A 24,571-nucleotide genomic window follows, 5' to 3' on the forward strand; every position below is an offset into this window, starting at 1 on the left:
CATTCTGTGGCTACGGTAAATGTCCACAGGACCTAGCGCATGTCATCGGGTGCCTCAGGACCGTGCCTGGGCTGCCTGGCCCATCAGCAGGACTCTCGGGTACAGGCCGCCGATGTCATAACGAATCTCATTGCACGGTGATGTTCCGCTCCGCGATGATGCGGCCGTATCGCGCCTTCTCCTCCCGGATCAGCGCGGCGAAATCATCGAGCTGGACCGGATCCACCTCCATGTCCGGCGGCAGCTTCTGCCGGACCGTGTCGGATCGCAGGATCTCCGCGAAGCTCGCGGCAAGCCGGGCCACGATCGGCGCCGGCACGCCCGCCGGGGCCACCACGCCGTGCCAGTAGCGCAGCACCAGGTCGGGATGCACCGATTCGCGGAAGGTCGGCACCTCCGGCAGGACGGCGAGGCGCTCCGGCGAGGAGATGGCGAGGATGCGGAACTTGCCGCTCTCCAGATGCGGCAGCAGCGAGTTGGTGGAGCCGGCGTAGAAAGGCACCCGGCCCGTCATCAGGTCGGTGATGATCGCCTGCTCGCCGCGGTAGGCGACGCTTTCCAGCGTCACGCCGGCCAGGCCCATCATCATCTCCATCGTCACATGCGGCGAGCTGCCGTTGCCCACGCTGCCCACGCCGAGGCCCGGATTGCGCCGGATATGCGCGAGCGCTTCGGCGACCGTCCGGATCGGCAGCGCGGCGGTCACCGCGAAGGCGACGGGGGCGCGGTAGGCCAGGCAGACGGGTGCGAAATCCTCCAGCCGGTAGGTGATGTTCGGATAGAGGTTCGGGTTCATCACCAGCGTGCTGCTGGCCACCCAGCCGAGCGTGTAGCCATCCTTCGGCGCGCGCGCCGCGGCCTCGGCGCCGATCATGGTATTCGCGCCGGGCTTGTGCTCGATCACCAGCCCCTGGCCGAGCAGGGCCGGCAGCTGCTCCGAGATCAGCCGCGGCACGAGATCGCCGGCCCCGGGCGCGAAGGGATAGATCACCCGGATCGGCCGGTTGGGCCAGGCCTCCGTCTGGGCCCCCGCGCCGCGGGGTCGGGCGAGGGCCGGCAGCGCGAGAAGTCCCGCGGTCAGGGCGCGGCGTCCCGGATGATGCGTCATTCTTGTTTCCTCCCTGGTGCCGTCATTGCCCGGCGGCGCGGGACTTCCTCTGCGAGACCGGCACCGCCTCCGTGCCGATGATGCCGGCGGCGGCCAGCGCCGCCAGCTCCCTGGCCGGGAGCCCGAGCAGCCCCCCCAGCACCGCCGCGTTGTCCTCGCCCAGCAGGGGCGCCGGTCGGCGGACCGGGAAGGGACCCTGGCCCGCCTCGCGGAACGGCGCGGAGGGCTGGTCATGCTGGCCGAGCCAAGCCCGCTCGACCGGCTGCCAGAAGCCGCGGGCGACCAGCTGCGGGTCCCGCACCAGCCCCGTCGGCCAGCGGACCGCGCCGGCCGCGACGCCTGCCGCCTGCAGGGCCGCCATGGCCGCATCCGCATCGCGGCCGGCGGTCCAGGCGGCGATGGCGGCGTCCAGCTCGGCCTCCCGGGCGCGGCGGCCCCCGGCGGTGGCGAGCGCCGGGTCGGCGTCCAGGTCGGCCCGGCCGATGGCGCGGCACAGCCCGGCCCAGGCGGCATCGTCGGCGACGGAGATGGCGATCCAGCCCTCCCCGGTGCAGGGGAAGCAGCCCTGCGGCACCATCGACGCATGCCGGTTGCCGCGCCGCGGCCCGGGCGAGCCGGTCGCGGATTGTGCCAGGATCCAGGGCGCGACGAGGGGGAACATGCACTCCACCTGCGCCAGGTCGATATGCTGGCCCTCGCCGGTCTCGCGCCGGTGCAGCAGGGCGGTGAGCACCGCGGCGGCGGCGTTCAACCCACCGATCGGGTCGCCATAGGCGAGCTGGTTGGTGGTCGGCGGCCAGTCCGCCTGGCCCGACACGCTGGGCAGGCCCGAGGCGTGCTCGAGCGTGGAGCCATAGGCCCGGGCGTCCCGCCAGGGCCCGCTGCCGCCGAAGGCGGGCATGGAGACCATGACGAGGTCCGGCCGCTCCGCCGCCAGGGCGGGATAGTCAAGCCCGAGCTTCGGCAGCACCTCCCGCGCGTAATTCTCGACCACCGCATCGGCCTCCCGCACCAGCCGCTTCAGCAGCGCGGCGCCCTCGGGGCGGCTGAGGTCGAGGGTGATGCCGGCCTTGTTGCGGTTCAGCACGCCGAAGCGCAGGTCCTTCTCGTATTGCCGCTCGGCGAAGAAGGCCGGGCGCGGATCGACGCCGCGCCACCAGTCCGGGTATTGGCAAGCCTCCACCTTCACCACCTCGGCGCCGAGATCGGCGAGCTGGCGGGTGCAGAGCGGCCCGGCCCAGCCCATCGAGAGATCGATTACCCGCAGCCCGGCCAGCGGCAGCGCCGAGACGCGTGCGGGCTTTCGGGCGGGGCGGTCGGGCAGCGCCAGGCCGTCATGCTCGCCGAGGCGGGGGGCGGTGCCGCCCGCCAGGGGCGGGGTCCGGGTCAGCCGCTGCGGCAGGGTCGGGCCCTCGATGCCGGCGGCGCCGATCCGCACCGTGCCGAAGGCATCGCGCGCCCGGTGGGTCGGCGTCGCCAGCAGCCGGGCCATGTCCGGCACCACGGCGAAGGGCAGCCGGCGGCGCAGCGCCTCATCGAACCACTCGCCGGCGGTCCGTTCGCGGAGGCGCGGGACGAACAGCGCCTCCAGCTCGGCCACGTGGCGCAGCCGGTCGAAGCCGATGACGAAGCGCGGGTCCTGGCCGACCTCGGGCGCGCCGATCATGTCGCAGAAGCCGCGGAATTGCGCCGGGGTGACGATGGTGACGCCGAGCCAGCCCTCCCGGCAGGGGTAGACGCCGAGCGGGCAGGTCGGGGCGAAGCGGTTCACGCCGTGGCGGCGCTCGACCTCCGGATGGGTGATGCCCTGGGCGGCCTGGTACTCGGCGACGGCGACATTGGCCTCGTGGATGCTCACCTCCAGCCGGCGCGGGGCGCCCGGGAGAAGGGCGGCGGCCACCGCGTTGAAGGCGGCGATGCCGCCGACCACGGCGCCGGCGATGCCGCCCAGCATGGAGGGCGGGCCTTCCACCGGGCCGGTGCCGGCGATGATGCCGGCAAGCGCCCGGCAGGTGACGTCGCTGGCGGCGTAGTCCCGGTAGGGGCCGCTGTCGCCGAACCAGGAGATGCCGGCGGTGACGGTCGCCGGCGGCGAGGCGGCCGCCCGGTCCGCCGGCGGGCGGCCATCCAGCAGCACGTCGCATTCCGCGATGCCGTCCAGCCGGGTGACGCTGCGCTTGTTGGTGTTCAGCCAGGCAAACAGCGCGGAGTCCGTGCCCGTTCCGGTCTCGACCAGGGGCGGCTCGCGGCGCAGCGGGTCGCCCCCCGGCGGTTCGAGCTTGATGACCTGGGCGCCGAAGTCGCTGAACAGCTTGCCGGCATAGGCCAGGGCGACGCCGCCGCCGCGTTCCACCACCCGCAGATGACGAAGCGGCAGGACGGCCTGGGGGTCACGCGGCATCGGCATGCTTCCTCGTGCGGCGCGATGGATCCCGCGCCGTATTTGTTATCACAAAATCAGGGATGCGGCTTGCCTGTCAATCCGCCGTCCTGTATCCGGGCGGCGACGTTGATCTCCGGCAGCTGGCGGATCAGCGCGTCGGCGTAGACGGTGATGTCCCGCTGGATCGCCAGGCGGGCGAGGGCGCCGTCGCCCCGCCGGATGCCGCGGATCACCTCGTTGTGCGGGTGCTCCTCCGGCCGGTGGAGGAAGCGCATGCGGGACAGGGCGGCGTTCAGCGGGCCGCATTGCAGCCAGAGCCCCTCGACCAGTCGCAGCAGCACCGGCATCCGCGCCAGGGCGCAGAGCTCCATGTGGAAGCGCTCGTTCTCCACCAGCATCTCGGTACCGCGGCCCTCGACCCGGGCGGCGCTCATCCGGCCGTGGATCGCGGCCAGCCGATCGGCATCGGCCGGGCCTGCCAGCTCCGCCGCCCGCGCCGCCGCCTTGCCCTCGAGGTCGCTACGTAGCTCGCAGACCTCCCGCAGCCGCTCGTCCGACAGCACCGGCACCCGGGCGGAGCGGTGGTCCACCTGCTCGAGCGCCCCCTCGCTCACCAGCCGGCCCAGCGCCTCCCGCACCGGCGTCGGGCTGACCCCGAGCTCCTCCGCCAGGGTGCGCAGCTTCAGCTTCTCGCCCGGGCGGAAGCGGCTGCGCATGAGCTGGAGTCGCAGCCATTCATGCACCCGGGCGGCGACCCGGTCGCCGCCCGTCAGCGGAGCCTCGGCATCCATGGCTGTGCCTTCCCCTGTTTCCGGCTTGACAGCCGGTGACCGTCGGTTGATTTGTGATAACAAATAGGAAGCGTCCGGAGCAAGGTCATGGCCGACATCCCCGTACCCGTCGAGATCACCGCCGCCGTCTGGAAGATCGAGGTCGAGGTAGGCGCGCGGGTGGCGGCCGGCGACGTCCTGCTCATCCTCGAATCCATGAAGATGGAAATCCCGGTGGAGGCGCCGCGCGACGGCACCATCCGTAGCATCCTGGCCGCCGAGGGCGATCAGGTCGAGGAAGGCCAGGTCGTCGTCGTGCTTGAGGCCTGAGGTGCTGGGGCCCGTCCTGATCGCCAACCGCGGCGAGATCGCCTGCCGCATCGCCGCCACCTGCCGGCGGCTCGGCCTGCGCAGCATCGCGGTCTTCTCCGATGCGGATGCCGGCGCGATGCATGTCGCCGCCGCCGATGCGGCGGAGCGCATCGGCCCGGCCCCGCCGCGCGACAGCTACCTCTCGATCCCCGCCATCCTGGCCGCGGCCCGGCGCAGCGGCGCCCGCATGGTGCATCCGGGCTACGGCTTCCTCAGCGAGAATGCCGAATTCGCCGAGGCCTGCACCGCGGCGGGGCTGGTCTTCATCGGGCCGCCGGCCTCCGCCATCCGTGCCATGGGCGGCAAGGCGGCGGCCAAGGCGGTGGCGCGCCAGGCCGGCGTGGCCGCCGTGCCGGGCTATGACGGGGCGGACCAGTCGCCGGAGCGCCTGGCGGCGGAAGCCGGGGGCATCGGCTTCCCGGTCATGATCAAGGCCTTCGCCGGCGGCGGCGGCCGCGGCATGCGCCGGGTGGAGGCCGCCGCCGGCTTCCCCGCCGCCCTGGCCGCCGCCCGGCGCGAGGCCGCGGCCTTCGGCGACGACCGGATGCTGGTGGAGAAGCTGGTCGGCAGCGCCCGGCACATCGAGGTGCAGGTCTTCGCCGATGCCCACGGCACCGTGCTGCACCTGGGGGAGCGCGACTGCTCCCTGCAGCGCCGCAACCAGAAGCTGGTCGAGGAATCGCCGGCGCCGGGCGTCGACCCGGCGCTGCGGGCGGAGCTCGGGCGCCGCGCCGTCGCGCTGGCCCGCGCGGTCGGCTATGTCGGTGCCGGCACCGTCGAGTTCGTGGCCGATGCCGCCGCGCCGCTGGCCGCCGACCGCATCTGGTTCATCGAGATGAACACCCGGCTGCAGGTGGAGCATCCGGTGACCGAGATGGTCACCGGCCTCGACCTCGTCGAATGGCAGCTGCGCGTCGCCGCCGGGGAGGCGCTGCCTTTCCGCCAGGATGATCTGGCGCCGCGGGGCCATGCGGTCGAGGCCCGGCTCTGCGCCGAGGATCCCGCCCGCAACTTCCTGCCCTCGCCGGGCACCATCGCGGTGTTGCGGATGCCGGCGGCGGGGACCGGCCTGCGGATCGACGCCGGGTTCCGCGCCGGCGACGTCCTGACGCCCTACTACGACCCGCTCATCGCCAAGCTCATCGCCCATGCGCCGACCCGGGACGAGGCGCTGGCCCGCCTCGCCGCGGCGCTCGACGGCGTGGCGGCGGAGGGCATCCGCGTCAATGCCGCTTTCCTCGCCCGCGTCCTCCGCAGCGAGGCGATGCGGGCCGGCGGCGTCGATACGCATTTCCTCGAGGGCTTCCGCGCCCGCGAAGCCGCCTGAAGCAGCCAGGGACCTCATCATGCATAGCCTTGCCAAACCCGGCCTCCTGCGCCCGGCGCTGCTCGCCCTGGGCGGCAGCCTGGCGATCGCCGCCTCGGCGCAGATCCAGGTGCCGATCCAGCCGGTGCCGATGACCCTGCAGAGCCTGTTGGTGCTGCTGGTCGGCGTCGCCTACGGCCCGCGGCTGGGGGCCGCGACCCTGCTGCTCTACCTGGGCGAGGGGGTCTGCGGCCTGCCGGTCTTCGCCGGCTTCCGCGCCGGCCCGGCGGCGCTGGCCGGGCCGACCGGCGGCTTCCTGCTGGGCTTCGTCCCGGCCGCCGCCCTGGCCGGCTGGCTCGCAGCGCGGGGCTGGGCGCAAGGCGTCTGGCGCGGCGCGGCGCTTTTTCTCATGGGCCATGCGGTGATCCTGGCCGCCGGTTGCGCCTGGCTGGCCGGTCTGGTCGGGGTGGAGCGGGCCATCGCCCTGGGGCTGCTGCCGTTCCTGCCGGGCAGCGTGGTGAAGGTGGCGCTGGGCGTCACCCTGCTTGCGGCCCTGCGCGGTTCGCGCCGCGGCTGAGCCACGACCGCGCCCAAGACGATGCAGGCTCCAGGGAAGGATACGACAATGGTGTGGCAGGCCGAATTGGACGAGCTCCGCCAGCGCGAGGCGCTGGCGCGGGAGATGGGCGGCGCCGACAAGGTGAAGCGCCAGCACGACGGCGGCCGGCTGACGGTGCGCGAGCGGGTGCAGGCGCTGGTCGATCCCGGCAGCTTCCACGAGACCGGCGCCATCGCCGGCAAGGCGCGCTACGACGCGGCCAACCGGCTGGAGGAATTCACCCCCTCCAACTGCGTCTTCGGCCGCGCCACCATCGATGGCCGGCCGGTGGTGGTGACCGGCGACGACTTCACCGTGCGGGGCGGCAGCGCCGATGCCACCATCCGCGAGAAGCCGCTGATGGCGGAGCGGCTGGCCAATGAGTTCCAACTACCCCTGCTGCGCATCATCGAGGGTTCGGGCGGCGGCGGCTCGGTCAAGACCATCGACACGACCGGGCGCGCCAACCTGCCGAATGGCGTGGGCGGCGGCGGGCTGTTCCACTACGCGACCCTCAACCTCTCGGTCGTGCCGGTGGTCGGGCTCGGCCTCGGTTCGGTCGCCGGTCTGGGCGCGGCGCGGCTGGCGGCCAGCCACTACTCGGTCATGACCAAATCCTCGGCGATGTTCGTCGCCGGCCCGCCGGTGGTCTCCCGGCTCGGGCAGGATCTCAGCAAGCAGGAGCTCGGGGGCTGGGAGATCCAGTGCCGCGCCGGCGGTGTCGACCACGCGGTCGACACCGAGGAGGAGGCCTTCGCCTGCGCCCGCCGGTTCCTCTCCTACCTGCCGTCCTCGGTGCATGGCGTCCCGCCGGTCCTGCCCGGCACCGACGACCCGGAGCGGCGCGAGGAGGCGCTGATGGCGGCGGTGCCGCGCGACCGCCGGCGGGTCTACCAGATGCGGCCGATCATCGAGAAGGTGGTCGACCAGGGCAGCTTCTTCGAGATGGGCCGCATGTTCGGCCGCTCCGTCATCACCGGCCTGGCCCGGCTGGACGGGCATCCGGTGGCGGTGCTGGCGAGCGACCCGTTCTTCTACGGCGGGTCCTGGACCGCGGATGCCTGCCAGAAGGTGGTGCGCTTCGTCGACCTGGCCGAGACCTTCCACCTGCCCGTGGTCTATCTGATGGACTGTCCCGGCTTCATGATCGGGCTGGAGGCGGAGCGCGCGGCGACCATCCGGCATGGCGTGCGCGCCATGGCCGCGGTGAACCAGACCACCGTGCCCTGGTGCACCGTCGTCATCCGCAACGCCTTCGGCGTCGCCGGCGCGGTGCACCAGCCGGCCGGACGGCTGTCGCTGCGCTACGCCTGGCTCTCGGCCCGCTGGGGGTCGCTGCCGCTGGAAGGCGGGATCGAGGCGGCCTATCGCGCCGAGATTGAGGCGGCCGAGGACCCGGTGGCGAAGCTGGCCGAGATCGAGGACCGGCTGAACCAGCTGCGATCCCCCTTCCGCACCGCGGAGACCTTCTGGGTGGAGGAGATCATCGACCCCCGCGACACCCGCCGCCTGCTCTGCGACTTCGCCAGGCTGGCGGAGCCGCTGCGGCGGCCGCAGCCGTCCCGGCTGCAGATGCGCCCCTGAACGGGGCCGCCCGTAAGGGCATGACGGGGGAACGAAAACCATGAAGAAATTGCCGTGCTGGATCCTCGTGCTGGCGCTGGGCGCCAGCCTGCCCGCCGCCGCCTTCCCGGACCGCCAGGCGCGGATCCTGGGCGGCTTCGCCCCGGGCGGGACCAGCGACATCATCAACCGCCTGGTCGCCGAGGCCGTCGCCCCAAGCTTCGGCCAACGTCCGGTGGTCGAGGTCCGGACCGGCGCCAATGGCTTCGTCGCCGCCGAAGCCGCCGCGCGCAGCCCGGCGGATGGCCATACCGTGGTGCAGTGCTCGACCGGCCTGCTGACGATCAGCCCGCAACTGCCCGGGGCGCAGTTGCCGATCGACCCGGCGCGCGACCTGCTGCCCATCGCCAACATCGTGCATTCGACGCAGGCGATGGTGGTCTCGGCCCAGTCGCCCTACCGCAGCGTAGCCGACGTCCTCGCGGCGGCGCGCGCGAAGCCAGACGGCATTTCCTATGCCAGCGCCGGCATCGGCTCGGTCTCCCACCTCTCGGGTGCGCGCCTGGCCCAGCTTGGCAAACTCAGCCTCGTGCACGTGCCCTACCGCGGTGCGGCGCCCGGGGTGCTGGACGTGGCCGCGGGCCGGGCCGACTTCATCATCACCAACCTCGGCGACGTGGCGGCGCAAATCGGGCAGGGGCTGCGCCTGCTGGCCTTCGCCGACGGCATCGGCTCGCCGCGCCATCCCGGCATCGGCCAGGTCTCGGAGGCCTTGCCGGGCTATGCCGTCAGCGGCTGGTTCGGCCTTTGCGGGCCGCAGGGCATGCCGGAGGCCGCCGCCAGCCGCTGGTTCGAGGCGGTCCGCGACGGCTTCGCCGACCCGGTGCTGCAGCAGCGCCTGCAGGAGAACGGGCTGACCCTGCGGATCGAGGACCGGGCCGCCTTCGCCCGCACCATCGACCAGGATCGCCGGCTCTGGGGCGAGGTGATCGGCGCTGCGCGCATCAGCCTCGACTGAACCGACACCGCAGGAGGATTGCAGGATGAAACCGCTGATCGGGGTGCTGCTGGGCACCATGCTGCTGGCGGGGCCGGCCCTGGCGCAGCCGGCCGATCGCCCGCTCCGCATCGTCGCCGGCTTCGCGCCGGGGGGCACCTCGGACATCGTGGCGCGCGTGGTGGCGGATGGCGTGGCGGCGGCGCTGGGCCAGCGGCCGGTGGTCGAGAACCGCACCGGCGCCAACGGCTTCATCGCCGCCGAGGCGGTGGTGCGGGGCCCCACCGATGGCTCGACGGTCCTGCAATGCCCGATGGGCAGCATGACCATCAGCCCGGAAGTGCCGGGCATGCATATCCCGATCGATGTCGGCCGCGACCTGGTGCCGGTCGCCAATGTCGCGCGCTCCAGCTATGCCGTGGTGACCGGCGCGCGCGGCCCCCATCGCAGCCTCGAGGCGCTGATGGCGGCGGCGCGGTCCCGGCCCGGTGGGTTGAGCTACGGCAGCGCCGGCATCGGCACGGCGCAGCATCTCTCGGCGGAACGGCTGAAGCGCATGGCCGGCCTCGACATCGTGCACGTGCCATACCGCGGCGCGGCGCCGGCGGCGCTGGACCTGATCGCCGGGCGGATCGACCTGCTGATCACCAACCTCGGCGACGTCATCCGCCAGGTTCAGGGCGGCGAGCTGCGCCTGCTGGCGCTGGCCGATGAGGCGGGCTGGCCGGACTTCCCGGACGCGCCGCGCCTGCCGCGGATCGTGCCCGGGCTGGAGGTCATCGGCTGGTTCGGCATCTGCGGTCCGCGCGGCATGCCGGAGGAGGCCGTGGCGCGCTGGGCAGGGGCGATCCGCGCCAGCCTGCAGGACCCCGTCGTGCAGAAGCGCCTGCTGGACAACGGCCTGGCGCCGGGCTTCGAAGACCCGGCGGCTTTCGGCGCCACGATCACCCGCGACCGGCAGGCCTGGGGCGAGGCCATCCGGGCCGCGAACGTCAGGGCGGAATGACGGCAGGCGACGGCGTCGCGATGGTGTGCCCCATTGGGCGGCAGCATTGCCGCGCCGCCCTGGCTCATCGCCGGCCGCGCCGCTCGACATGCTGCCGCAGCAAGGCCATGTTGCGGAGGTTGGCGCGGAAGAAGATGTCGCCGAACGCGCCCGCGACCGGCACCGCGCTGATCAGGGTGTCCATCCCCACGTTGCTGGCCATGCGCAGCACAAGCCCGGCGGAGGCACCAAGCCGGCGGGCTTCCCAGATCAGATAGGCCGAGACCGCCATGCCCGCGACGGGCCCGACGGCCGGCAGCAGGCTCAGCAGGGCGTCGGCGCCGAACCTGATACCCGTTCCAGGGATCGTCCAGCGACCATCGAGGAGGCGCGCGATGGTCTCGAGGCGGGCCAGGGCGCCCAGGTCGGAGGTGGCGTGGTCGGTGAGCTTGATCGGCAGGGTCATGGGGCAGCCTCGTGCCTGTTCGGAGGCCGCTGAACCAGCTTCCCGACGCACAACGCCGGCGCCGCGGAATGGGTGCCTGGACCAGGCCGGTTTGCCGGGCCTTCATGGATTGGGGCAGCGGCCCCGGTCAGGAGAGCCTCGACAGGCAAGCCCCGAGGACTCACACTCCGGACCACGCCACGCATGACGAGGGCCATGACCTGATCCCGCGGAATCTTCGCAGCCATCAACGCGAACTCCTCGGCGTTGCCCGGGCGATCGCCGCCGGCGAGGCGGGCGAGGTGCGCGACATCCTCGCCGCGGTCACCCCGGGTGGCGGCAAGTCGCTGCTGCCGGTGCTGGCGGCCCAGGCATTGGTCGCGGGCGGCATCTGCGAGCGGATCTGCTGGGTGGTGCCGCGCGACAGCCTGCGGCTGCAGGCCGAGGAGGTCTTCGCTGACCCGGCCTGGCGGCAGGCCCTGGGGCATGACCTCTCGGTCCGCGCCGCCGACAATGCCCCGGGCGACCCCTGCCGCGGGCTGGCCGGCTACGTGACGACCTACCAGGGGATCGCCGCCGCCCCCGATCTGCATCTCGCGGCCTTCCGCCGGCACCGCTACCTGCTGGTGGTCGACGAGGTCCACCACCTGCCCGGGCTGCGCGAGGCCGATGCCGCCGGCGGGCGGGATGGGCCGGAGGATGTCGCCGCCGCCTGGTCGGCGCCGATCGAGCCGCTGCTGGCCATGGCCGCGGTGCGGCTGCTGCTCTCGGGCACGCTGGAGCGGGCGGATGGCCGGCGGATCCTCTGGCTGCCCTACCGCCGCGGGACGGGCGGCCGGCAGGAGGTCGACCTGGCCGCCCCCGGCTGGGCGGTGGTCGGCTACAGCCGGGCCCGGGCGCTGGCGGAGCAGGCGGTGCTGCCGGTCTCCTTCGGGGCGCTGGACGGCGAGGCGGCCTGGCTGGGGCCGGAGCCCGAGGGCGGCGGCGAGCGGCCGCACCTCGGCCCGCACCGGCTGAAGGCCCCGGCACCGCAGGAATCGACGCGGCCGGCCTTGTTCACCGCGCTCCGGACCGGCTTCGCCGAGGGCCTGCTGCGCCGGGCCTTCGAGGCAACGCGGCGACTGCGGGCCGAGCGCCGCCTGCTGCTGGGCACCGCGCCGGGCGAGACCGGGCGCGGCCTCGGCAAGCTGCTGGTGGTGGCGCCCGACCAGATCCAGGCGCGGCGCTACCTCGAGATTCTGCGCGGCTGGGTGCCGGCTGCCCAGGCCGGCAGCATGGCGCTGGCGGTCTCCGACGAGCGCGGCGCCCAGGAGAGCCTGGCCGCCTTCCGGCTGACGCCGGAGCCCTCGGTGCTGGTCACCGTCGCCATGGCCTACGAGGGGCTGGATGCGCCCGAGGTCGCGGTGGTGGCGGCGCTGACGCATGTCCGCTCGCGCCCCTGGCTGGAGCAGATGGTGGCGCGGGCGACGCGGGTGGACCCCCACGCCGGACCCTATGCGGCGCAGCGCGCCCTGGTCTTCCACCCCGACGACCCGCTCTTCGCGCGGTTCCGCTGGCGGATGGAGCGCGAGCAGGGTGCCGAGACCCGGAAGGATCCGCGGCCGCCCCGCCAGCCGCCGCTCGACCTGCCGGCCTGGCTGGAGGACGAGATCGCCGAGACGCGCCAGCGCCACGGCATCGTGCCGCTCGAGAGCAACGCGCTGGCGCTGCGGCTCAGCACCCTGCGGCCGGGCCCCGAGCTGGCGGCGGGGTTGGCGACCGCCCGGGCGCCGGCGTTGCAGGGCGACTTCCTGACCCCCTCCGGGGCGGAGCGGCGGTTGCGGCACCGGTTGAGCGAGCAGGTGGCGGCGCAGGCGGTGGAGGATGCCGCAGCGGGCGTCTCCGGCGCGGTGGCGCCGCCCCGCGGGGCCGGGCTGTACCATGCCTACAACGCTGCGCTGAAGCGCGCCCTTGGCGACAAGGCCCGGCACGAGATGTCGCTGGCGGAGCTGGAGGCGGCGCTGGCCTGGCTCGAGCGCAACCGGCTGCGCGAGCACCTGCACCTGCTGGAAGGCGATCCGCGCTTCGGCTGGGCGGTGCGGAGCCGCCAGGGCTGGACCCCGCCGGTGGGGCGCGCCGCGAAAGCAGCGTCGCGCCGCGGCACGGGAACGGGCGGCCCGCGGACGATGTAGCGAAGCGGTCGGCCTGCGATCCCGCGATGGCGCCCTGGCGCCTGACCGGCACCCAGGGCGATCCGGGAGGCAAAAGATGCGCCGGACCGCCTTGAGCATCGGGATCGAGGGCGGGGCGGCCGTATCCGGCATCCTGCAAGTTCCGGCGCGGGCGACGGCCTGCTGCGTCCTGGCGCATGGGGCGGGGGCGGGTATGACCCATCCCTTCCTGTCGGCGGTCGCCGACGGCCTGGCCGACCGAGGGGTCGCCACGCTGCGGTACCAGTTCCCCTTCATGGAGCGTGGCTCGAAGCGCCCGGACAAGGCGGCCCTGGCGCAGGCCGCGGTCCGGGCCGCGGTGGCGCAGGCCGGGCGCCGCCTGCCTGCACTGCCGGTCTTTGCCGGAGGCAAGTCCTTCGGCGGCAGGATGACGTCGCAGGCACAGGCAGAAGCCCCGCTTCCGAAGGTCCGGGGCCTGGTCTTCCTCGGCTTCCCGCTGCACCCGGCGAAGAAGCCGTCGGACACGCGCGCCCGGCATCTTGTCCAGGTCGGGATTCCGATGCTTTTCCTGCAGGGGAGTCGGGATGCGCTGGCGGCGCTGCCCCTGGTCGAATCACTCGTCGGTCAGCTTGGGACGCGGGCGACCCTGGTCACGATCGATGGCGGGGATCACGGGTTCCACGTCCCCAAACGCTCCGGCCGGACCGATGCGGCGGTGCTGGCGACGATGCTCGACGCGCTCACCGGGTGGATGGCGATCACCGTTCGGCCCACGGGCGACGCATGAGCATGGCGGAGGGGTCTCGGCCGCACCCCGCGGCGGCCGTCGGGCCCGGGCAGGATCCGGACGGTCGCGCCGCCGGAAGCTCGAGCGCCGGAGGGGAGCAGGCCTCTCGAGACGCGGCTGGACAAGATGTGGCACCCGGGGATGGTTCGCGCGTTGCAACGGCCAATCGGCCTCCCTGGCCGGGGAGGGGGCAAAGCCAGTGGCGCCGCTGACGAAGGAGGATGTTTCCCGCCAGTCTCCCTTTGCCTGGGTCTGCCTGGGCATCCTCGGCGGGGTGATCGCCGGCCTGTGGTTCCTTGGCAAGCATCAGGCCGCCTACGGGACCGCTGCCGCCCTGATCGGCTGCCTTGGCCTGATCCTGCCGCCGCGTGAGCGGATGCGGGCGCTGCCATGGCGCATCCGCCGCCTGCCGCGGCAGCTGGACGCCGTGCCGGTGCTGGCGACCCTGCTCTCGAGTCCGGGGTATGGCGTGAACTTGTTCTACGGGGCCAACCCCTATGACGAGATCGTCCACCTCGTAAGCGGCCTTCTCGCCGGTGCCGTCCTCGGGGCGCTGCTGGCGGTCGATGGCCGCCCCCGGCGGGCGACCCGGCTCGCCTTGCTCGGCGCAGGCTTCGGGATGGCCTTGGGCACGTCCTGGGAGATCTTCGAGTGGGCCACGGGCCTCATCGGCGACTGGACCGATACCTGGACCGACATCGCCCTGACGACCTCGGGCATCATGCTGGGGACGATCTACTGGGGGCGGCCGCCACAGCGGCATCCTGCGCCGCTGGCCCGACCCATCGATGCCCTGGGTAACGAGTAGCCGCAGCATGCTGGTCGCAACCTACAACGTGCATCGCGGACGTGGGCCGTTCGGGCGGTTCCGGCCCTCACGGATCGCCGCGGTGCTGGCCGAGATCAGGCCGGACCTGATCGCGCTGCAGGAAGCCCAGCACTACCTTCGCCCCGGCCGGGACATGCTCGATTTCCAGGCCATCCGGCGCGAGCTTGGCCTCATTCCGCTGCGCGTCCCGGACTGCCCGGGGCACAGCGGGTGGCGCAGCAACGTGGTGCTGGTCCGCGACGGCGCCGGAGTCGGCTTCGGCCCCTTGGGCCTGCGCCTCGGTGGCCTCGAGCCACGCGGTGGTATCGTGGCCGAGCTTGACCTGGGCGAGGGGCCTTTCCGCCTGCTGGCCTGCCACCTCAGCCTCGGCGCCGCACGCAGGGCCGTGCAGGCGGAGAGGCTGGTGCGGGCGGTGCAGTCGGGACGCGGGCCGGACCTCCCGACCCTGCTGCTCGGCGACCTGAACGAATGGCGGCAGGACAGGTCGGCCCTCGCCGTATTGCGGCCGGTGTTCGGCCCATCAGCCAGCCCGCCGGGCTTTCCCTCGTTCCGGCCGATGCTGTCGCTCGACCATATCCTGACCCGGCCCTCCGGCATGCTGCGGTCCCTGGCCGTCCATGACACGCCGCTGGCGCGCCGGGCGTCGGACCACCTGCCCCTGACCGCGCAATTCGACCTGGCGGGCCGCGCTGTCCCGGAGGCGCCGGCGCGCGGGCCCTGACGGCAGGCCACCGGCTACGACGCGGGTCTTGAAATTCGAACAAATATAGAACACGGTCGCCGCATGAGCGCATCGGCCCCGATCGAACCCGAAGTCCGTCGCCGCATGCGGCAGGTGATATCCGTCGCCCTGGCCACGCGGTCCTGTCCGCTGGGCGTGGCCGCCGCGGAAGCCCGCGGGCTGGGGATGGGGCTGCTGCCGTCGCTGCCCGCCAGCATGGTCGATGCCGTCGTGACGGAGCTGCTGCAGGAGCTGGACGCCTGCCTTCCCCCGGTCGGACGCGCGGAGGTGAATGGCCAGGTGCTGCGAAGCATGCCGCGGGAGGAGGTCGTCGCCACCCTGGCCGATGTCCTCGCCCGGTCGCTGGAGGCAAACGGCCTCGTGCTGCTGCGCCGGACCACTGCGCCCCGGCATCGGGCGGGCGGAGCCTAGAGCCGGGCCGATGGACGCCGCATTCACCTTCACCGTGGCGGATCTGGCGGCCGATGAGGCCGTACGCCTGCCCTGCGCCTGTCGTGTCCGCACATTCGGCCGCGAGGAATTGGCCGCCCTCGTGGGCCGGGACGTACGCCTGCACCTGATCGGCCTGCGGCGGGAACTGTGGTGCCGGGACTGCGGCGAGCCGCCGTTCCACGGCTGGCTGACACGCGCAGGCGCGCTGCAGCTCTGAACCTGGACCGCCGCCCCCGACGTGCCGGCAACACCCTCGTGCCGGTGTTCCGGCGCCGGCGCGGCAATCCATCCCGGCAGGCCTGACGCCTGGCCGTGACCGGTCAGCCCAGCCGCAGCCTCGCCTCGGTCGCCAGCTTGTCCGCGCGCTCGTTCATCGCGTCGCCGGCATGGCCGCGGACCCATTTCCACTCGACCTGATGCGGCTTGGCGGCGGCCAGCAGGCGCTGCCACAGCTCCATGTTCGCCACCGGGTCCTTTGCCGCGTTGCGCCAGTTGTTGCGCACCCAGCCGTTGATCCAGCGGCTGATGCCGTTGCGGACGTATTCACTGTCGGTATGCAGGACCACCGTGCAGGGACGGGTCAGCGCCTCCAGCGCGCTGATCGCCGCCATCAGCTCCATGCGGTTGTTGGTGGTGGCCGGGTCGTTGCCAGACAGCTCCCGCTCCGCCGTGCCGAAGAGCAGTATCGCAGACCAGCCGCCCGGGCCTGGGTTCGGCTTGCAGCCGCCGTCGGTCCAGATCTGGACCTTGGGCCGCGGCGGGGGTGAGGGGTCAGAGGCCAAGCGCGGCGGATCCTTCGGCGGCGGCGAAGAAGCGGAGCTTCGCCAGGTATTCCAGCGGGTCCTTGCGCGTCACCAGCGCCCCGGGCGGCGTCGCCATCCAGTCGTAGAGCCGCGTCAGCAGGAAGCGCATCGCCGCGCCGCGGCACAGCACCGGCAGCGCCGCCGCCTCCGCCGCGGTCAGGGGCCGGACCCGCTGGTAGGCGGCCAGCAGCGCATGCGCCCGGGTGACGTTGTAGGCGCCGTCCGGCTCGAAGGCCCAGGCGTTCAGGCAGACGGCGATGTCGTAGGCGAGCAGGTCGGTGCAGGCGAAGTAGAAGTCGATCAGCCCGGAGACGACCGGGCGGCCGTCCGGTCCGTCCAGGAAGAAGACATTGTCCGGGAAGAGATCCGCATGGATCTGGCCGACCGGCAGCGCCCCCGTCGCCGGCCAGGCCGCCAGGATCGCCGCCAGCTTGCCGTCCAGCTCGGCGATGAGCCCGGGCTGCACGGCATCGCCGCCGGCGCGGCAGCGGTCGAGCAACGGCCCCCAGGCAGATGGCCCGAGCCCGTTCGGCCGGACCGCATGGAAGCCGGCACTGGCCGCATGCAGCCGCCCGAGCGCCTCGCCCAGCGGCGCCGCATGCGCCGGCCGCACCCGGCGCGGCCAGACCCCGGGCAGGAAGGTGCAGATGGCCGCCGGCCGGCCGGCAAGCTCGCGCAGCGCCACGCCGTCCCGCGCCTTCACCGGCTGCGGGCAGCGCAGGCCCTGCGCCGCCAGATGCTCCATGAGGCCGAGGAACCAGGGCAGCTCCACCGGGTCCACCCGCTTCTCGTACAGCGTCAACACGAAGTCGCCGCTGCCGGTCTTCAGCGCGTAGTTGGAATTCTCCACGCCTTCCGCGATGCCGCGGAAGGCGACCAGCTCGCCCAGGGGATAGGCGGCGAGGAAGGTTCGCAGCGCCTCGTCGGTGACTTCGGTATAGACGGCCATGGCGGGCTTCTAACGTGCCCGCGAGCCTCGGGATACTGGCGCCGGGACTATCGGGCCGGCTCGGTCACCAGCGCCGCCGGCAGCTTGAAGGTGATGGTCTCCTCCGCCACCACGACCTCCTCGATCAGCAGGCTGAAGCGCTCCCGCAACCGGGTCAGCACCTCCTCGACCAGCACCTCCGGGGCGCTGGCGCCGGCGGTGATCCCGATGGTGCTGACGCCTTCCGCCAGGGAGAGATCCAGGTCGCGGCCGCGCTGGACCATCACCGCCCGCGGGCAGCCGGCGCGTTCCGCCACTTCCACCAGCCGCAGCGAGTTGGAGGAATTCGGCGCCCCGACCACCACCATCAGATCGGCCCGGTTGGCGATGGCCTTCACCGCGGCCTGGCGATTGGTCGTGGCGTAGCAGATGTCCTCCTTCGCCGGGGCGTGGATGTCCGGGAAGCGCTCCCGCAGCGCCGCGACGATGTCCGCCGTGTCGTCGACCGAGAGCGTGGTCTGGGTGATGAAGGCCAGCGGCAGGCCGGAGGGCACCGGCGCGGTGCGGGCCTGGGCGGCATCCTCGATCAGGGTCACGGTGCCCTCGGGCAGCTGCCCCATGGTGCCGACCACCTCCGGATGGCCGGCATGGCCGATCAGCAGCATGTGCCGGCCGCGGGCGAAATGCTGTTCCGCCTCGCGGTGGACCTTGCTCACCAGCGGACAGGTCGCGTCCAGGTAGAACAGCTTGCGGCGACTGGCCTCGGCCGGCACCGCCTTGGGCACGCCATGGGCGGAAAACACCACGGGGGCGTCGTCCGGCACCTCGTCCAGCTCCTCGACGAAGACCGCGCCCTGGCGTTCCAGGCTCTCGACCACGAAGCGGTTGTGCACGATCTCATGCCGGACATAGACCGGCGCGCCGTAGCGCCGGATCGCCTCCTCGACGATCTTGATGGCGCGGTCCACGCCGGCGCAGAAGCCGCGTGGCCCGGCCAGCAGGATTTTCAGGCTGGGAAGGTTGCCAACGGGCGGGTTGCCGGTATGCAGGTCCATGGTGCCTCTCGCTCGCTAGGCGCTATTTGCCGTGCCGATGGTCTGATAGGCCCATAAGTGCCGGTACGGGGGTGCCAATACGGCGTCTCAATGCGGTGTCTCAAGTGGTGTATTGGGTCCGGGGCACACTAGCGGCCATCGGGTCGGGCTCAAGGGGGATATGGGGATGCGGGTTAGACTTGTCCTGGTGGCATTGGCGCTGCCGTTGCTGGCCGGTTGCGGCTCGGCCGGCACCACGACCCGGCTGCCCACGGCCTGCCCCACCCCGGGCCTGCTGGCCGAGGGTGCCGACCTCACCCGGCACCGCCCCGGACCGGTCCAGGACCTCACCACCCTCGAATTCGATGCGAAGCTGACCGGCCTCAGCGGCGCCTGCGCGGCCGGCCGCGACGACCGCAGCATCGAGATGCAGCTCACCACCGGCTTCAGCGTCGAGCGCGGCGCTGCTTCGGACGGCCGCAGCGTGGACCTGCCCTGGTTCGTCGCGGTCCTGGACCGGCGCAGCGACCAGATCCTGAGCCGGCAGATCTTCGTCGAACGCGCCGGCTTCGCCCGCAACGAGACCCGCACCGCCATCACCAGCGCCCCGGTCACCCTGTCCCTGCCGGTCGGGGAGAATCGCCGGGCGGCGGATTACCGGATCCTGGTCTCCTTCATGCTGAGCGAGGAGGATCTGGCCCTCAACCGCCGGCGCGGCCCCCGTTAGCGCCGGCACGGCCAACTCGCGCCGAAGAGGATTGCGTGGCGGGCTGGCCAAGGGCTAGACAAGCCTACCCGCAGATACCGCGCGGGAGAGAGGGATGCCCCGGCCCACCGGGCAGCATCCCCGCCGAAGGCGCAACCGGCCCCCGGAAACGCTCAGGCAGAAGGGCCGCGCGGAGAAGGGACCTCTGGAAAGCTCGGTGCCGCAAGGTATCGGCACCGAAGGAGTAAGGCCCGGCCAAAGCCGCAGCCGAATCTCTCAGGTTCACCGGACAGAGGGGGGCCACGGACTTCAACTCACGCCGCGGATGCGGTCGGGGGACCCGTGGCCGATACAGATCAGTTGCTTGAGACACCGCTGGGCGGACTGCACCGCGAACTCGGGGGCCGCATGGTCCCCTTCGCCGGCTATGCCATGCCGGTGCAATACCCCGCCGGCATCCTGACCGAGCACCTCCATGTCCGCAGCCAGGCCGGGCTGTTCGACGTCTCCCACATGGGCCAGGCCGAGCTGGTGGGGGAGGGGGCCGCGGCGGCGCTCGAGCGGGTCACCCCCGCCGATGTCCAGGCATTGAAGCCCGGCCGGCAGCGCTACGGCCTGCTGATGACCCCCACGGGCGGCATCTTCGACGATTTCATGGTGGCCAACCTCGGCGACCGCTTGTTCCTCGTGGTCAATGCCAGCCGCAAGCACGAGGACTTCGCCCTCATCGAGCAGGGGTTGCCGGCCGGCGTCCGGCTGAACCGGCTGCCGGACCGCGCCCTGCTGGCGCTGCAAGGGCCGGGCGCGGCCGCCGCCCTGGGCCCCGTCGCCCCGGCGCTGACCGCGCTGACCTTCATGGGCATCACCGCGGCCGAGGTCGCCGGCGTGCCCATCCTCGCCAGCCGCAGCGGCTATACCGGGGAGGATGGCTGGGAGATCAGCGCCCCGGCCGAGCAGGCCGAGGCCCTGGCCAAGGCGCTGCTGGCGCTGCCGGGCGTGATGCCCGCCGGGCTCGGCGCCCGCGATTCGCTGCGGCTGGAGGCGGGGCTCTGCCTCTATGGCTCGGACATCGACGAGACCACCAGCCCGGTCGAGGCCGCCCTCGTCTGGTCCATCGGCAAGCGCCGCCGCATGGCCTGGGACTTCCCCGGCGCCGAGCGGGTGCGCGAGGAATTGGCCAATGGCGCGGCGCGCGTCCGCGTCGGGCTGAAGCCGGAGGGCCGCCAGCCGGCCCGCGGCCATACCGCGATCCATGCCCCCGGTGGCGGCGCCATCGGCGAGATCACATCTGGCGGCTTCGGCCCCTCGCTCGGCGGCCCCATGGCCATGGGCTACGTCGCCCGCGACCACGCCACCGATGGCACCGCCCTCGACCTCATGGTGCGCGGCAAGCCGCTCGCCGCCCGCGTCGCCCCGATGCCCTTCGTCCCCCACCGCTACGCCCGGTAAGGAGCCCATCCCATGTCCGAGATGAAATACACCCAGGATCACGAATGGGTCCGGGCCGAGGGCGATGCCGCCACCATCGGGATCACCGACCATGCCCAGACCGCGCTCGGCGACGTGGTCTTCGTCGACCTGCCTGAGGTCGGCCGCGAGGTGACCGCCGGCGAGGCCATCGCGGTGGTCGAGAGCGTGAAGGCCGCCTCCGACGTCTATGCGCCGATCGCCGGCCGCATCGTTGAGGTCAATGCCGCCCTGGTCGACGACCCCGGGCTGATCAACCGCGAGCCGACCGGCGAGGGCTGGTTCTTCAGGATCGAGGCCAGCGAGCCCGCCGCCATCGCCGCCCTGATGGACGAGGCCGGCTATGCCGCCTTCGTGGAGAGCCAGTCTTGAGCATCCTCGTGGAACTCGCGGCGCTGGAGGACGGCGCCGAATTCGCCCGTCGCCACATCGGCCCGGGGCCGGACGACATCACGGCGATGCTGCAGGTGGTGGGCGCCGCCAGCCTCGACGAGATGGCCGCCCATACCGTGCCGGCGAGCATCCGCCAGGCCGATCTCTCCGCCCTGCCGCCGCCGGCGACCGAGGCCGAGGCCATCGCCGAGCTGCGGGCGCTCGCCGAGCGGAACCAGCGGCTGAAGTCGCTGATCGGCCTCGGCTACCACGGCACCCATGTGCCGCCGGTGATCCTGCGCAACGTGCTGGAGAACCCCGGCTGGTACACCGCCTACACCCCCTACCAGGCCGAGATCGCGCAGGGGCGGCTGGAAGCCCTGGTGAATTTCCAGACCATGGTGGCCGAGCTCGCCGGCCTGCCGGTCGCCAATGCCTCGCTGCTCGATGAGGGCACCGCGGCCGCCGAGGCGGTGGCGCTGGCCCATGCCGCGCACAAGGGCAAGTCCAACACCCTACTGGTCGCCGCCGATCTGCATCCGCAGACGCTCGCCGTGGTCCGCACCCGGGCCGAGCCGGTCGGCATCACCGTGCAGGTCGTCCCGCCCGCCGGCCTCGTCGCCGCCGCGGCGGAGAAGCCCTTCGCCGTGCTGCTGCAGTACCCCGGCACCACCGGTGAGGTCCGCGACCTGACGCCGGAGATCGCCGCCGCCCATGACGCCGGGGCGCTGGCCATCGTCGCCGCCGATCCGCTCTCGCTGTGTCTGCTGACGCCGCCGGGCGAGATGGGCGCCGATGTCGTCATCGGCAGCACCCAGCGCTTCGGCGTGCCGCTCGGCTATGGCGGGCCGCATGCGGCCTACATGGCGGTGAAGGATGCGCTGAAGCGCCTGCTGCCGGGGCGGCTGGTCGGCGTCTCGCTCGACGCCGCCGGCAATCCGGCCATGCGGCTCGCGCTGCAGACGCGGGAGCAGCATATCCGGCGGGAGAAGGCGACCTCCAACATCTGCACCGCGCAGGTGCTGCTGGCGGTCATGGCCGGGATGTATGCGGTCTGGCACGGGCCGGAAGGGCTGGCGCGCATCGCCCGGCGGGTGAACCTGCACGCCCGGCTGCTGGCCGAGGCCGCCCGCCGCGGCGGCTTCACCCTGCGGCACGAGGCCTTCTTCGACACCATCGCCATCGAGGCCGGCGACCGCGCCGATGCGTTGATGCAGGGTGCCGTGAAGCGCGGCTTCAACCTCTGGCGCGTCGATGCCGGCTGCGTCTCCATCGCCCTTGACGAAACCGTCACGCGGGACGACCTCGCGGCGCTGGCCGATCTGCTCGGCGGCGGCGCGCTCGATGCGCTGACGGCAAAGCACAGCCTGCCGGAGCCGCTGGCCCGCCACAGCGCCTACCTCACCGCCGAGGTCTTCCGCAGCCACCACTCCGAACACGCCATGCTGCGCTACCTCAAGCGCCTCGAGGACAAGGATGTCGCGCTGAACCGCAGCATGATCCCGCTCGGGTCCTGCACGATGAAGCTGAACGCGACGGCGGAGATGATCCCGATCACCTTCCCCGGCTTCGCCGAGATCCATCCCTTCGCGCCGGAGGACCAGGCGCAGGGGTACTTCACGATGATCAAGCAGCTCGAGGATTGGCTCTGCGCCGTCACCGGCTTCGCCGCGGTCTCGCTGCAGCCGAATGCCGGCAGCCAGGGCGAATACGCCGGGCTGCTCGCCATCCGCGCCTGGCACCGGGCCCAGGGCAACGACCAGCGCGACGTCTGCCTCATCCCGAGCAGCGCGCATGGCACCAACCCGGCCAGCGCCGTGATGGCGGGGATGAAGGTCGTGGTCGTCGGCTGCGACCGCGACGGCAACGTCGACCTCAAGGATCTCGAGGCCAAGGCGGCGCAGCACGCCGAGCGGCTGGCGGCGCTGATGGTGACCTACCCCAGCACCCACGGCGTCTTCGAGGAGGCGATCAAGGACATCTGCGCCCTGGTGCATCGCCATGGCGGCCAGGTCTACATGGATGGCGCCAACATGAATGCGCAGGTCGGCCTGACCTCGCCGGCGGCCATCGGCGCTGATGTCTGCCACCTGAACCTGCACAAGACCTTCTGCATCCCGCATGGCGGCGGCGGTCCCGGCGTCGGGCCCATCGGCGTCGCAGCGCATCTGGCGCCGCACCTGCCGAACCACCCCTTCCACAGCGGCGCCGGCCCGGCGACCGGCTATGGCCCGGTCTCCGCGGCGCCCTTCGGCAGCGCCGCCATCCTGCCGATCTCCTACGCCTATATCCGCATGATGGGCGCCGAAGGCCTGACCCGGGCGACGCAGGTGGCGATCCTGTCCGCCAACTACATGGCCCGCCGGCTGGAGCAGCACTACCCCGTGCTCTACCGCGGCCTCCGCGGCATGGTGGCGCATGAGTGCATCCTCGACTGCCGCGGCTTCCAGCAGGGCGGCGGCGTCATGGTCGAGGACATCGCCAAGCGGCTGCAGGACTACGGCTACCACGCACCGACCATGTCCTGGCCGGTCTCCGGCACGCTGATGGTGGAGCCCACCGAGAGCGAGCCGAAGGAGGAGCTGGACCGCTTCTGCGACGCCATGATCGCCATCCGCGCCGAAATCCGCGCGGTGGAGCAGGGCCGCTCCGACCGTGCCGACAACCCGCTGAAGAATGCCCCGCATACCGCCGCCGAGGTCATGGCGACGGAGTGGGCGCATCCCTACAGCCGGGAGGACGCCGCCTTCCCGCTGCCCTTCGTCCGCGCCCACAAGTACTGGCCGCCGGTGAAGCGCGTCGACAACGTCTACGGCGACCGCAACCTGGTCTGCACCTGCGCGCCGCTCGAGGCCTATGCGCAGGCCATGCATCTCCAGGCCGCCGAATGACGATCAAGCCCTGGCGCCGGACCGGCAGCCGCACGGTCCACCGCGACCGCTGGGTGCATCTCCGCGCCGAGGCCTGGGTGACCGGGGAGGGCAAGGTGCTGGACCCCTGGTACATGCTGGACTGGCCGGACCTCGTGCATGTGGTGGCGCTGACGCCGGATGACCGGATGGTGCTGGTCCGCCAGTTCCGCCCGGGCGCCGAGGCCACCGTCCTCGAGCTGCCGGGCGGCATGGTGGAGGCGCATGAGGCCGATCCCGTCGCCGCCGGCCGGCGGGAGTTCACCGAGGAGACCGGCTATGCCGCCGAGGGCTTCCGGCTGGTGAGCACCCTCCGCCATGATCCCGCCCATGCCGGCAACCGCCTGCATGTGGTGCTGGCCGAGGGCGCCGTCCCCGCGGCCGCGCAGCAACTCGACCACGGGGAGGAGATCGCGGTCGAGTGCCTGCCGGTCAGTGAGGTCGTGGCCGGCCTCGGTGCCGGGCTGATCGGCAATGCCGGGCATGTCGGCCCCATCCTTCTCGCCTTGCGGGCGGCGGGGCGCCTAGGCTTCTGAATGACCGCTCGATTCGTCTACCCCGCCGCCCTGGCGGCGCTCTCCCCGAATGAGCCCGGCCGGCTGTCCGCGCGCATCTTCGGCCATGGCAGCCTGGAGGTCCGCTGGTATGCCCCGCGCGGCGTCGACCCCCAGACGCCGCACACCCGGGACGAAGCCTATGTCGTCGTCAGCGGCGAGGGGCAGTTCCGCTGCAACGGCGTGGTCTCTCCCTGCCGCGCCGGCGACCTGGTCTTCGCCCCGGCCGGCGCCGAGCACCGCTTCGAGGGGTTCTCCGAGGATTTCGCCGCCTGGGTTCTCTTCTACGGGCCCGAAGGCGGCGAGGCGGACTGAACCGCCCGGGCGGGGC

25 protein-coding genes and 2 riboswitches are annotated in these 24,571 nt (G+C 72.7%); of the genes, 18 read left to right on the forward strand and 7 right to left on the reverse strand.

Going from position 1 to position 24,571, the window contains the following annotated elements; all coding sequences use genetic code 11:
* Positions 1–127: 127 nt before the first annotated feature.
* The 3 genes from QWZ14_RS03325 to QWZ14_RS03335 are packed head-to-tail and all read right to left on the reverse strand — an operon-like array spanning position 128 to position 4,282.
* Positions 128–1,108 (reverse strand): Bug family tripartite tricarboxylate transporter substrate binding protein, encoded by a 981-nt coding sequence (locus QWZ14_RS03325; RefSeq protein WP_290315146.1) that lies wholly within the window; start codon positions 1,106–1,108, stop codon positions 128–130.
* 22 nt (positions 1,109–1,130) lie between these two features.
* Positions 1,131–3,509 (reverse strand): CaiB/BaiF CoA-transferase family protein, encoded by a 2,379-nt coding sequence (locus QWZ14_RS03330; protein ID WP_290315147.1) that lies wholly within the window; start codon positions 3,507–3,509, stop codon positions 1,131–1,133.
* 56 nt (positions 3,510–3,565) lie between these two features.
* Positions 3,566–4,282, reverse strand: coding sequence for a GntR family transcriptional regulator (locus QWZ14_RS03335; RefSeq protein ID WP_290315148.1), 717 nt, complete (start codon positions 4,280–4,282; stop codon positions 3,566–3,568).
* Positions 4,283–4,369: 87 nt separating this feature from the next.
* Here QWZ14_RS03335 and QWZ14_RS03340 point away from each other — a divergent pair, with 87 nt between their 5' ends.
* From QWZ14_RS03340 to QWZ14_RS03365, 6 genes are read left to right on the forward strand one after another with little or no spacing between them, the layout of a single operon-like run.
* Complete coding sequence (locus tag QWZ14_RS03340; protein ID WP_290315149.1) at positions 4,370–4,591, forward strand: acetyl-CoA carboxylase biotin carboxyl carrier protein subunit; 222 nt, start codon at positions 4,370–4,372, stop codon at positions 4,589–4,591.
* Between the two features lies 1 nt (position 4,592).
* Complete coding sequence (locus QWZ14_RS03345; RefSeq protein WP_353959269.1) at positions 4,593–5,960, forward strand: acetyl-CoA carboxylase biotin carboxylase subunit; 1,368 nt, start codon at positions 4,593–4,595, stop codon at positions 5,958–5,960.
* Positions 5,961–5,979: 19 nt separating this feature from the next.
* Positions 5,980–6,516 (forward strand): biotin transporter BioY, encoded by a 537-nt coding sequence (locus QWZ14_RS03350; RefSeq protein ID WP_290315150.1) that lies wholly within the window; start codon positions 5,980–5,982, stop codon positions 6,514–6,516.
* 48 nt (positions 6,517–6,564) lie between these two features.
* Positions 6,565–8,121, forward strand: coding sequence for an acyl-CoA carboxylase subunit beta (locus tag QWZ14_RS03355; protein ID WP_290315151.1), 1,557 nt, complete (start codon positions 6,565–6,567; stop codon positions 8,119–8,121).
* 40 nt (positions 8,122–8,161) lie between these two features.
* The gene (locus QWZ14_RS03360; protein ID WP_290315152.1) at positions 8,162–9,118 is read left to right on the forward strand and encodes a Bug family tripartite tricarboxylate transporter substrate binding protein; all 957 of its coding nucleotides are present in this window, start codon (positions 8,162–8,164) and stop codon (positions 9,116–9,118) included.
* Between the two features lie 25 nt (positions 9,119–9,143).
* A complete protein-coding gene (locus QWZ14_RS03365) occupies positions 9,144–10,103 on the forward strand; it encodes a Bug family tripartite tricarboxylate transporter substrate binding protein (protein ID WP_290315153.1) in 960 nt (319 codons plus the stop codon).
* 64 nt (positions 10,104–10,167) lie between these two features.
* On the opposite strand, the gene QWZ14_RS03370 is transcribed toward QWZ14_RS03365, so the two are convergent.
* Positions 10,168–10,548, reverse strand: coding sequence for a DUF4112 domain-containing protein (locus QWZ14_RS03370; protein ID WP_290315154.1), 381 nt, complete (start codon positions 10,546–10,548; stop codon positions 10,168–10,170).
* Positions 10,549–10,751: 203 nt separating this feature from the next.
* Between QWZ14_RS03370 and QWZ14_RS03375 the strand changes: the two genes are divergently transcribed.
* From QWZ14_RS03375 to QWZ14_RS03400, 6 genes are all read left to right on the forward strand, one after another.
* Positions 10,752–12,698 carry a DEAD/DEAH box helicase gene (locus tag QWZ14_RS03375; RefSeq protein WP_290315231.1) on the forward strand — a complete coding sequence of 649 codons (1,947 nt, stop codon included), beginning with the start codon at positions 10,752–10,754 and terminating at the stop codon, positions 12,696–12,698.
* Positions 12,699–12,774: 76 nt separating this feature from the next.
* Positions 12,775–13,464, forward strand: a complete 690-nt coding sequence (locus tag QWZ14_RS03380) for an alpha/beta hydrolase family protein (protein ID WP_290315155.1) — start codon at positions 12,775–12,777, stop codon at positions 13,462–13,464.
* A 199-nt stretch (positions 13,465–13,663) separates the two neighbouring features.
* Entirely contained in the window at positions 13,664–14,272 is a 609-nt protein-coding gene (locus QWZ14_RS03385; RefSeq protein ID WP_290315156.1) for a hypothetical protein, read from the forward strand.
* 7 nt (positions 14,273–14,279) lie between these two features.
* A complete protein-coding gene (locus tag QWZ14_RS03390; protein ID WP_290315157.1) occupies positions 14,280–15,014 on the forward strand; it encodes an endonuclease/exonuclease/phosphatase family protein in 735 nt (244 codons plus the stop codon).
* Positions 15,015–15,077: 63 nt separating this feature from the next.
* Positions 15,078–15,446 carry a hypothetical protein gene (locus QWZ14_RS03395; protein ID WP_290315158.1) on the forward strand — a complete coding sequence of 123 codons (369 nt, stop codon included), beginning with the start codon at positions 15,078–15,080 and terminating at the stop codon, positions 15,444–15,446.
* 10 nt (positions 15,447–15,456) lie between these two features.
* Positions 15,457–15,684, forward strand: a complete 228-nt coding sequence (locus QWZ14_RS03400; protein ID WP_290315159.1) for a hypothetical protein — start codon at positions 15,457–15,459, stop codon at positions 15,682–15,684.
* Between the two features lie 103 nt (positions 15,685–15,787).
* Here the strand turns inward: QWZ14_RS03400 and rnhA are convergent, their stop codons facing one another.
* Genes rnhA through ispH form a run of 3 tightly spaced genes read right to left on the reverse strand, consistent with a single transcriptional unit; the run spans position 15,788 to position 18,253 of the window.
* Positions 15,788–16,249 carry a ribonuclease HI gene (gene rnhA, locus QWZ14_RS03405; protein WP_290315160.1) on the reverse strand — a complete coding sequence of 154 codons (462 nt, stop codon included), beginning with the start codon at positions 16,247–16,249 and terminating at the stop codon, positions 15,788–15,790.
* Entirely contained in the window at positions 16,239–17,219 is a 981-nt protein-coding gene (locus tag QWZ14_RS03410) for a homoserine kinase (RefSeq protein ID WP_290315161.1), read from the reverse strand. Before QWZ14_RS03410 ends, rnhA begins: the two co-directional genes overlap by 11 nt.
* 47 nt (positions 17,220–17,266) lie before the next feature.
* Entirely contained in the window at positions 17,267–18,253 is a 987-nt protein-coding gene (gene ispH, locus QWZ14_RS03415; protein ID WP_290315162.1) for a 4-hydroxy-3-methylbut-2-enyl diphosphate reductase, read from the reverse strand.
* Between the two features lie 166 nt (positions 18,254–18,419).
* Here ispH and QWZ14_RS03420 point away from each other — a divergent pair, with 166 nt between their 5' ends.
* The 6 genes from QWZ14_RS03420 (at position 18,420) to QWZ14_RS03445 (ending at position 24,555) form a co-directional block, all read left to right on the forward strand.
* Positions 18,420–18,959, forward strand: coding sequence for a hypothetical protein (locus QWZ14_RS03420; protein ID WP_290315163.1), 540 nt, complete (start codon positions 18,420–18,422; stop codon positions 18,957–18,959).
* 72 nt (positions 18,960–19,031) lie between these two features.
* Positions 19,032–19,137: riboswitch (glycine riboswitch) on the forward strand.
* Positions 19,138–19,241, forward strand: a riboswitch (glycine riboswitch).
* Positions 19,242–19,280: 39 nt separating this feature from the next.
* Positions 19,281–20,387: a glycine cleavage system aminomethyltransferase GcvT gene (gene gcvT / locus QWZ14_RS03425; protein ID WP_290315164.1), complete on the forward strand. Its 1,107-nt coding sequence runs from the start codon at positions 19,281–19,283 to the stop codon at positions 20,385–20,387.
* 12 nt (positions 20,388–20,399) lie between these two features.
* On the forward strand, positions 20,400–20,777 hold the full coding sequence (gene gcvH / locus QWZ14_RS03430) for a glycine cleavage system protein GcvH (RefSeq protein ID WP_290315165.1): 378 nt from the start codon (positions 20,400–20,402) through the stop codon (positions 20,775–20,777).
* A complete protein-coding gene (gene gcvP / locus QWZ14_RS03435) occupies positions 20,774–23,668 on the forward strand; it encodes an aminomethyl-transferring glycine dehydrogenase (protein WP_290315166.1) in 2,895 nt (964 codons plus the stop codon). Before gcvH ends, gcvP begins: the two co-directional genes overlap by 4 nt.
* Positions 23,665–24,222 carry an NUDIX hydrolase gene (locus QWZ14_RS03440; RefSeq protein WP_290315167.1) on the forward strand — a complete coding sequence of 186 codons (558 nt, stop codon included), beginning with the start codon at positions 23,665–23,667 and terminating at the stop codon, positions 24,220–24,222. The genes gcvP and QWZ14_RS03440 overlap by 4 nt, the downstream gene beginning before the upstream one ends.
* Positions 24,223–24,555: a cupin domain-containing protein gene (locus tag QWZ14_RS03445; RefSeq protein ID WP_290315168.1), complete on the forward strand. Its 333-nt coding sequence runs from the start codon at positions 24,223–24,225 to the stop codon at positions 24,553–24,555.
* The last annotated feature ends 16 nt before the right edge of the window (positions 24,556–24,571 follow it).

The sequence above is a fragment of the Paeniroseomonas aquatica genome (assembly GCF_030409335.1).
Classification (GTDB): domain Bacteria; phylum Pseudomonadota; class Alphaproteobacteria; order Acetobacterales; family Acetobacteraceae; genus Belnapia; species Belnapia aquatica.

Excerpts from the sequence above, each read along its gene's own strand:
- QWZ14_RS03325 (WP_290315146.1), bottom strand. The coding sequence starts at position 1,108 with ATGACGCATCATCCGGGACGCCGCGCCCTGACCGCGGGACTTCTCGCG.
- QWZ14_RS03330 (WP_290315147.1), bottom strand. The coding sequence starts at position 3,509 with ATGCCGCGTGACCCCCAGGCCGTCCTGCCGCTTCGTCATCTGCGGGTG.
- QWZ14_RS03335 (WP_290315148.1), bottom strand. The coding sequence starts at position 4,282 with ATGGATGCCGAGGCTCCGCTGACGGGCGGCGACCGGGTCGCCGCCCGG.
- QWZ14_RS03340 (WP_290315149.1), top strand. The coding sequence starts at position 4,370 with ATGGCCGACATCCCCGTACCCGTCGAGATCACCGCCGCCGTCTGGAAG.
- QWZ14_RS03350 (WP_290315150.1), top strand. The coding sequence starts at position 5,980 with ATGCATAGCCTTGCCAAACCCGGCCTCCTGCGCCCGGCGCTGCTCGCC.
- QWZ14_RS03355 (WP_290315151.1), top strand. The coding sequence starts at position 6,565 with ATGGTGTGGCAGGCCGAATTGGACGAGCTCCGCCAGCGCGAGGCGCTG.
- QWZ14_RS03360 (WP_290315152.1), top strand. The coding sequence starts at position 8,162 with ATGAAGAAATTGCCGTGCTGGATCCTCGTGCTGGCGCTGGGCGCCAGC.
- QWZ14_RS03365 (WP_290315153.1), top strand. The coding sequence starts at position 9,144 with ATGAAACCGCTGATCGGGGTGCTGCTGGGCACCATGCTGCTGGCGGGG.
- QWZ14_RS03370 (WP_290315154.1), bottom strand. The coding sequence starts at position 10,548 with ATGACCCTGCCGATCAAGCTCACCGACCACGCCACCTCCGACCTGGGC.
- QWZ14_RS03380 (WP_290315155.1), top strand. The coding sequence starts at position 12,775 with ATGCGCCGGACCGCCTTGAGCATCGGGATCGAGGGCGGGGCGGCCGTA.
- QWZ14_RS03390 (WP_290315157.1), top strand. The coding sequence starts at position 14,280 with ATGCTGGTCGCAACCTACAACGTGCATCGCGGACGTGGGCCGTTCGGG.
- QWZ14_RS03395 (WP_290315158.1), top strand. The coding sequence starts at position 15,078 with ATGAGCGCATCGGCCCCGATCGAACCCGAAGTCCGTCGCCGCATGCGG.
- QWZ14_RS03400 (WP_290315159.1), top strand. The coding sequence starts at position 15,457 with ATGGACGCCGCATTCACCTTCACCGTGGCGGATCTGGCGGCCGATGAG.
- QWZ14_RS03410 (WP_290315161.1), bottom strand. The coding sequence starts at position 17,219 with ATGGCCGTCTATACCGAAGTCACCGACGAGGCGCTGCGAACCTTCCTC.
- ispH (WP_290315162.1), bottom strand. The coding sequence starts at position 18,253 with ATGGACCTGCATACCGGCAACCCGCCCGTTGGCAACCTTCCCAGCCTG.
- QWZ14_RS03420 (WP_290315163.1), top strand. The coding sequence starts at position 18,420 with ATGCGGGTTAGACTTGTCCTGGTGGCATTGGCGCTGCCGTTGCTGGCC.
- gcvH (WP_290315165.1), top strand. The coding sequence starts at position 20,400 with ATGTCCGAGATGAAATACACCCAGGATCACGAATGGGTCCGGGCCGAG.
- QWZ14_RS03440 (WP_290315167.1), top strand. The coding sequence starts at position 23,665 with ATGACGATCAAGCCCTGGCGCCGGACCGGCAGCCGCACGGTCCACCGC.
- QWZ14_RS03445 (WP_290315168.1), top strand. The coding sequence starts at position 24,223 with ATGACCGCTCGATTCGTCTACCCCGCCGCCCTGGCGGCGCTCTCCCCG.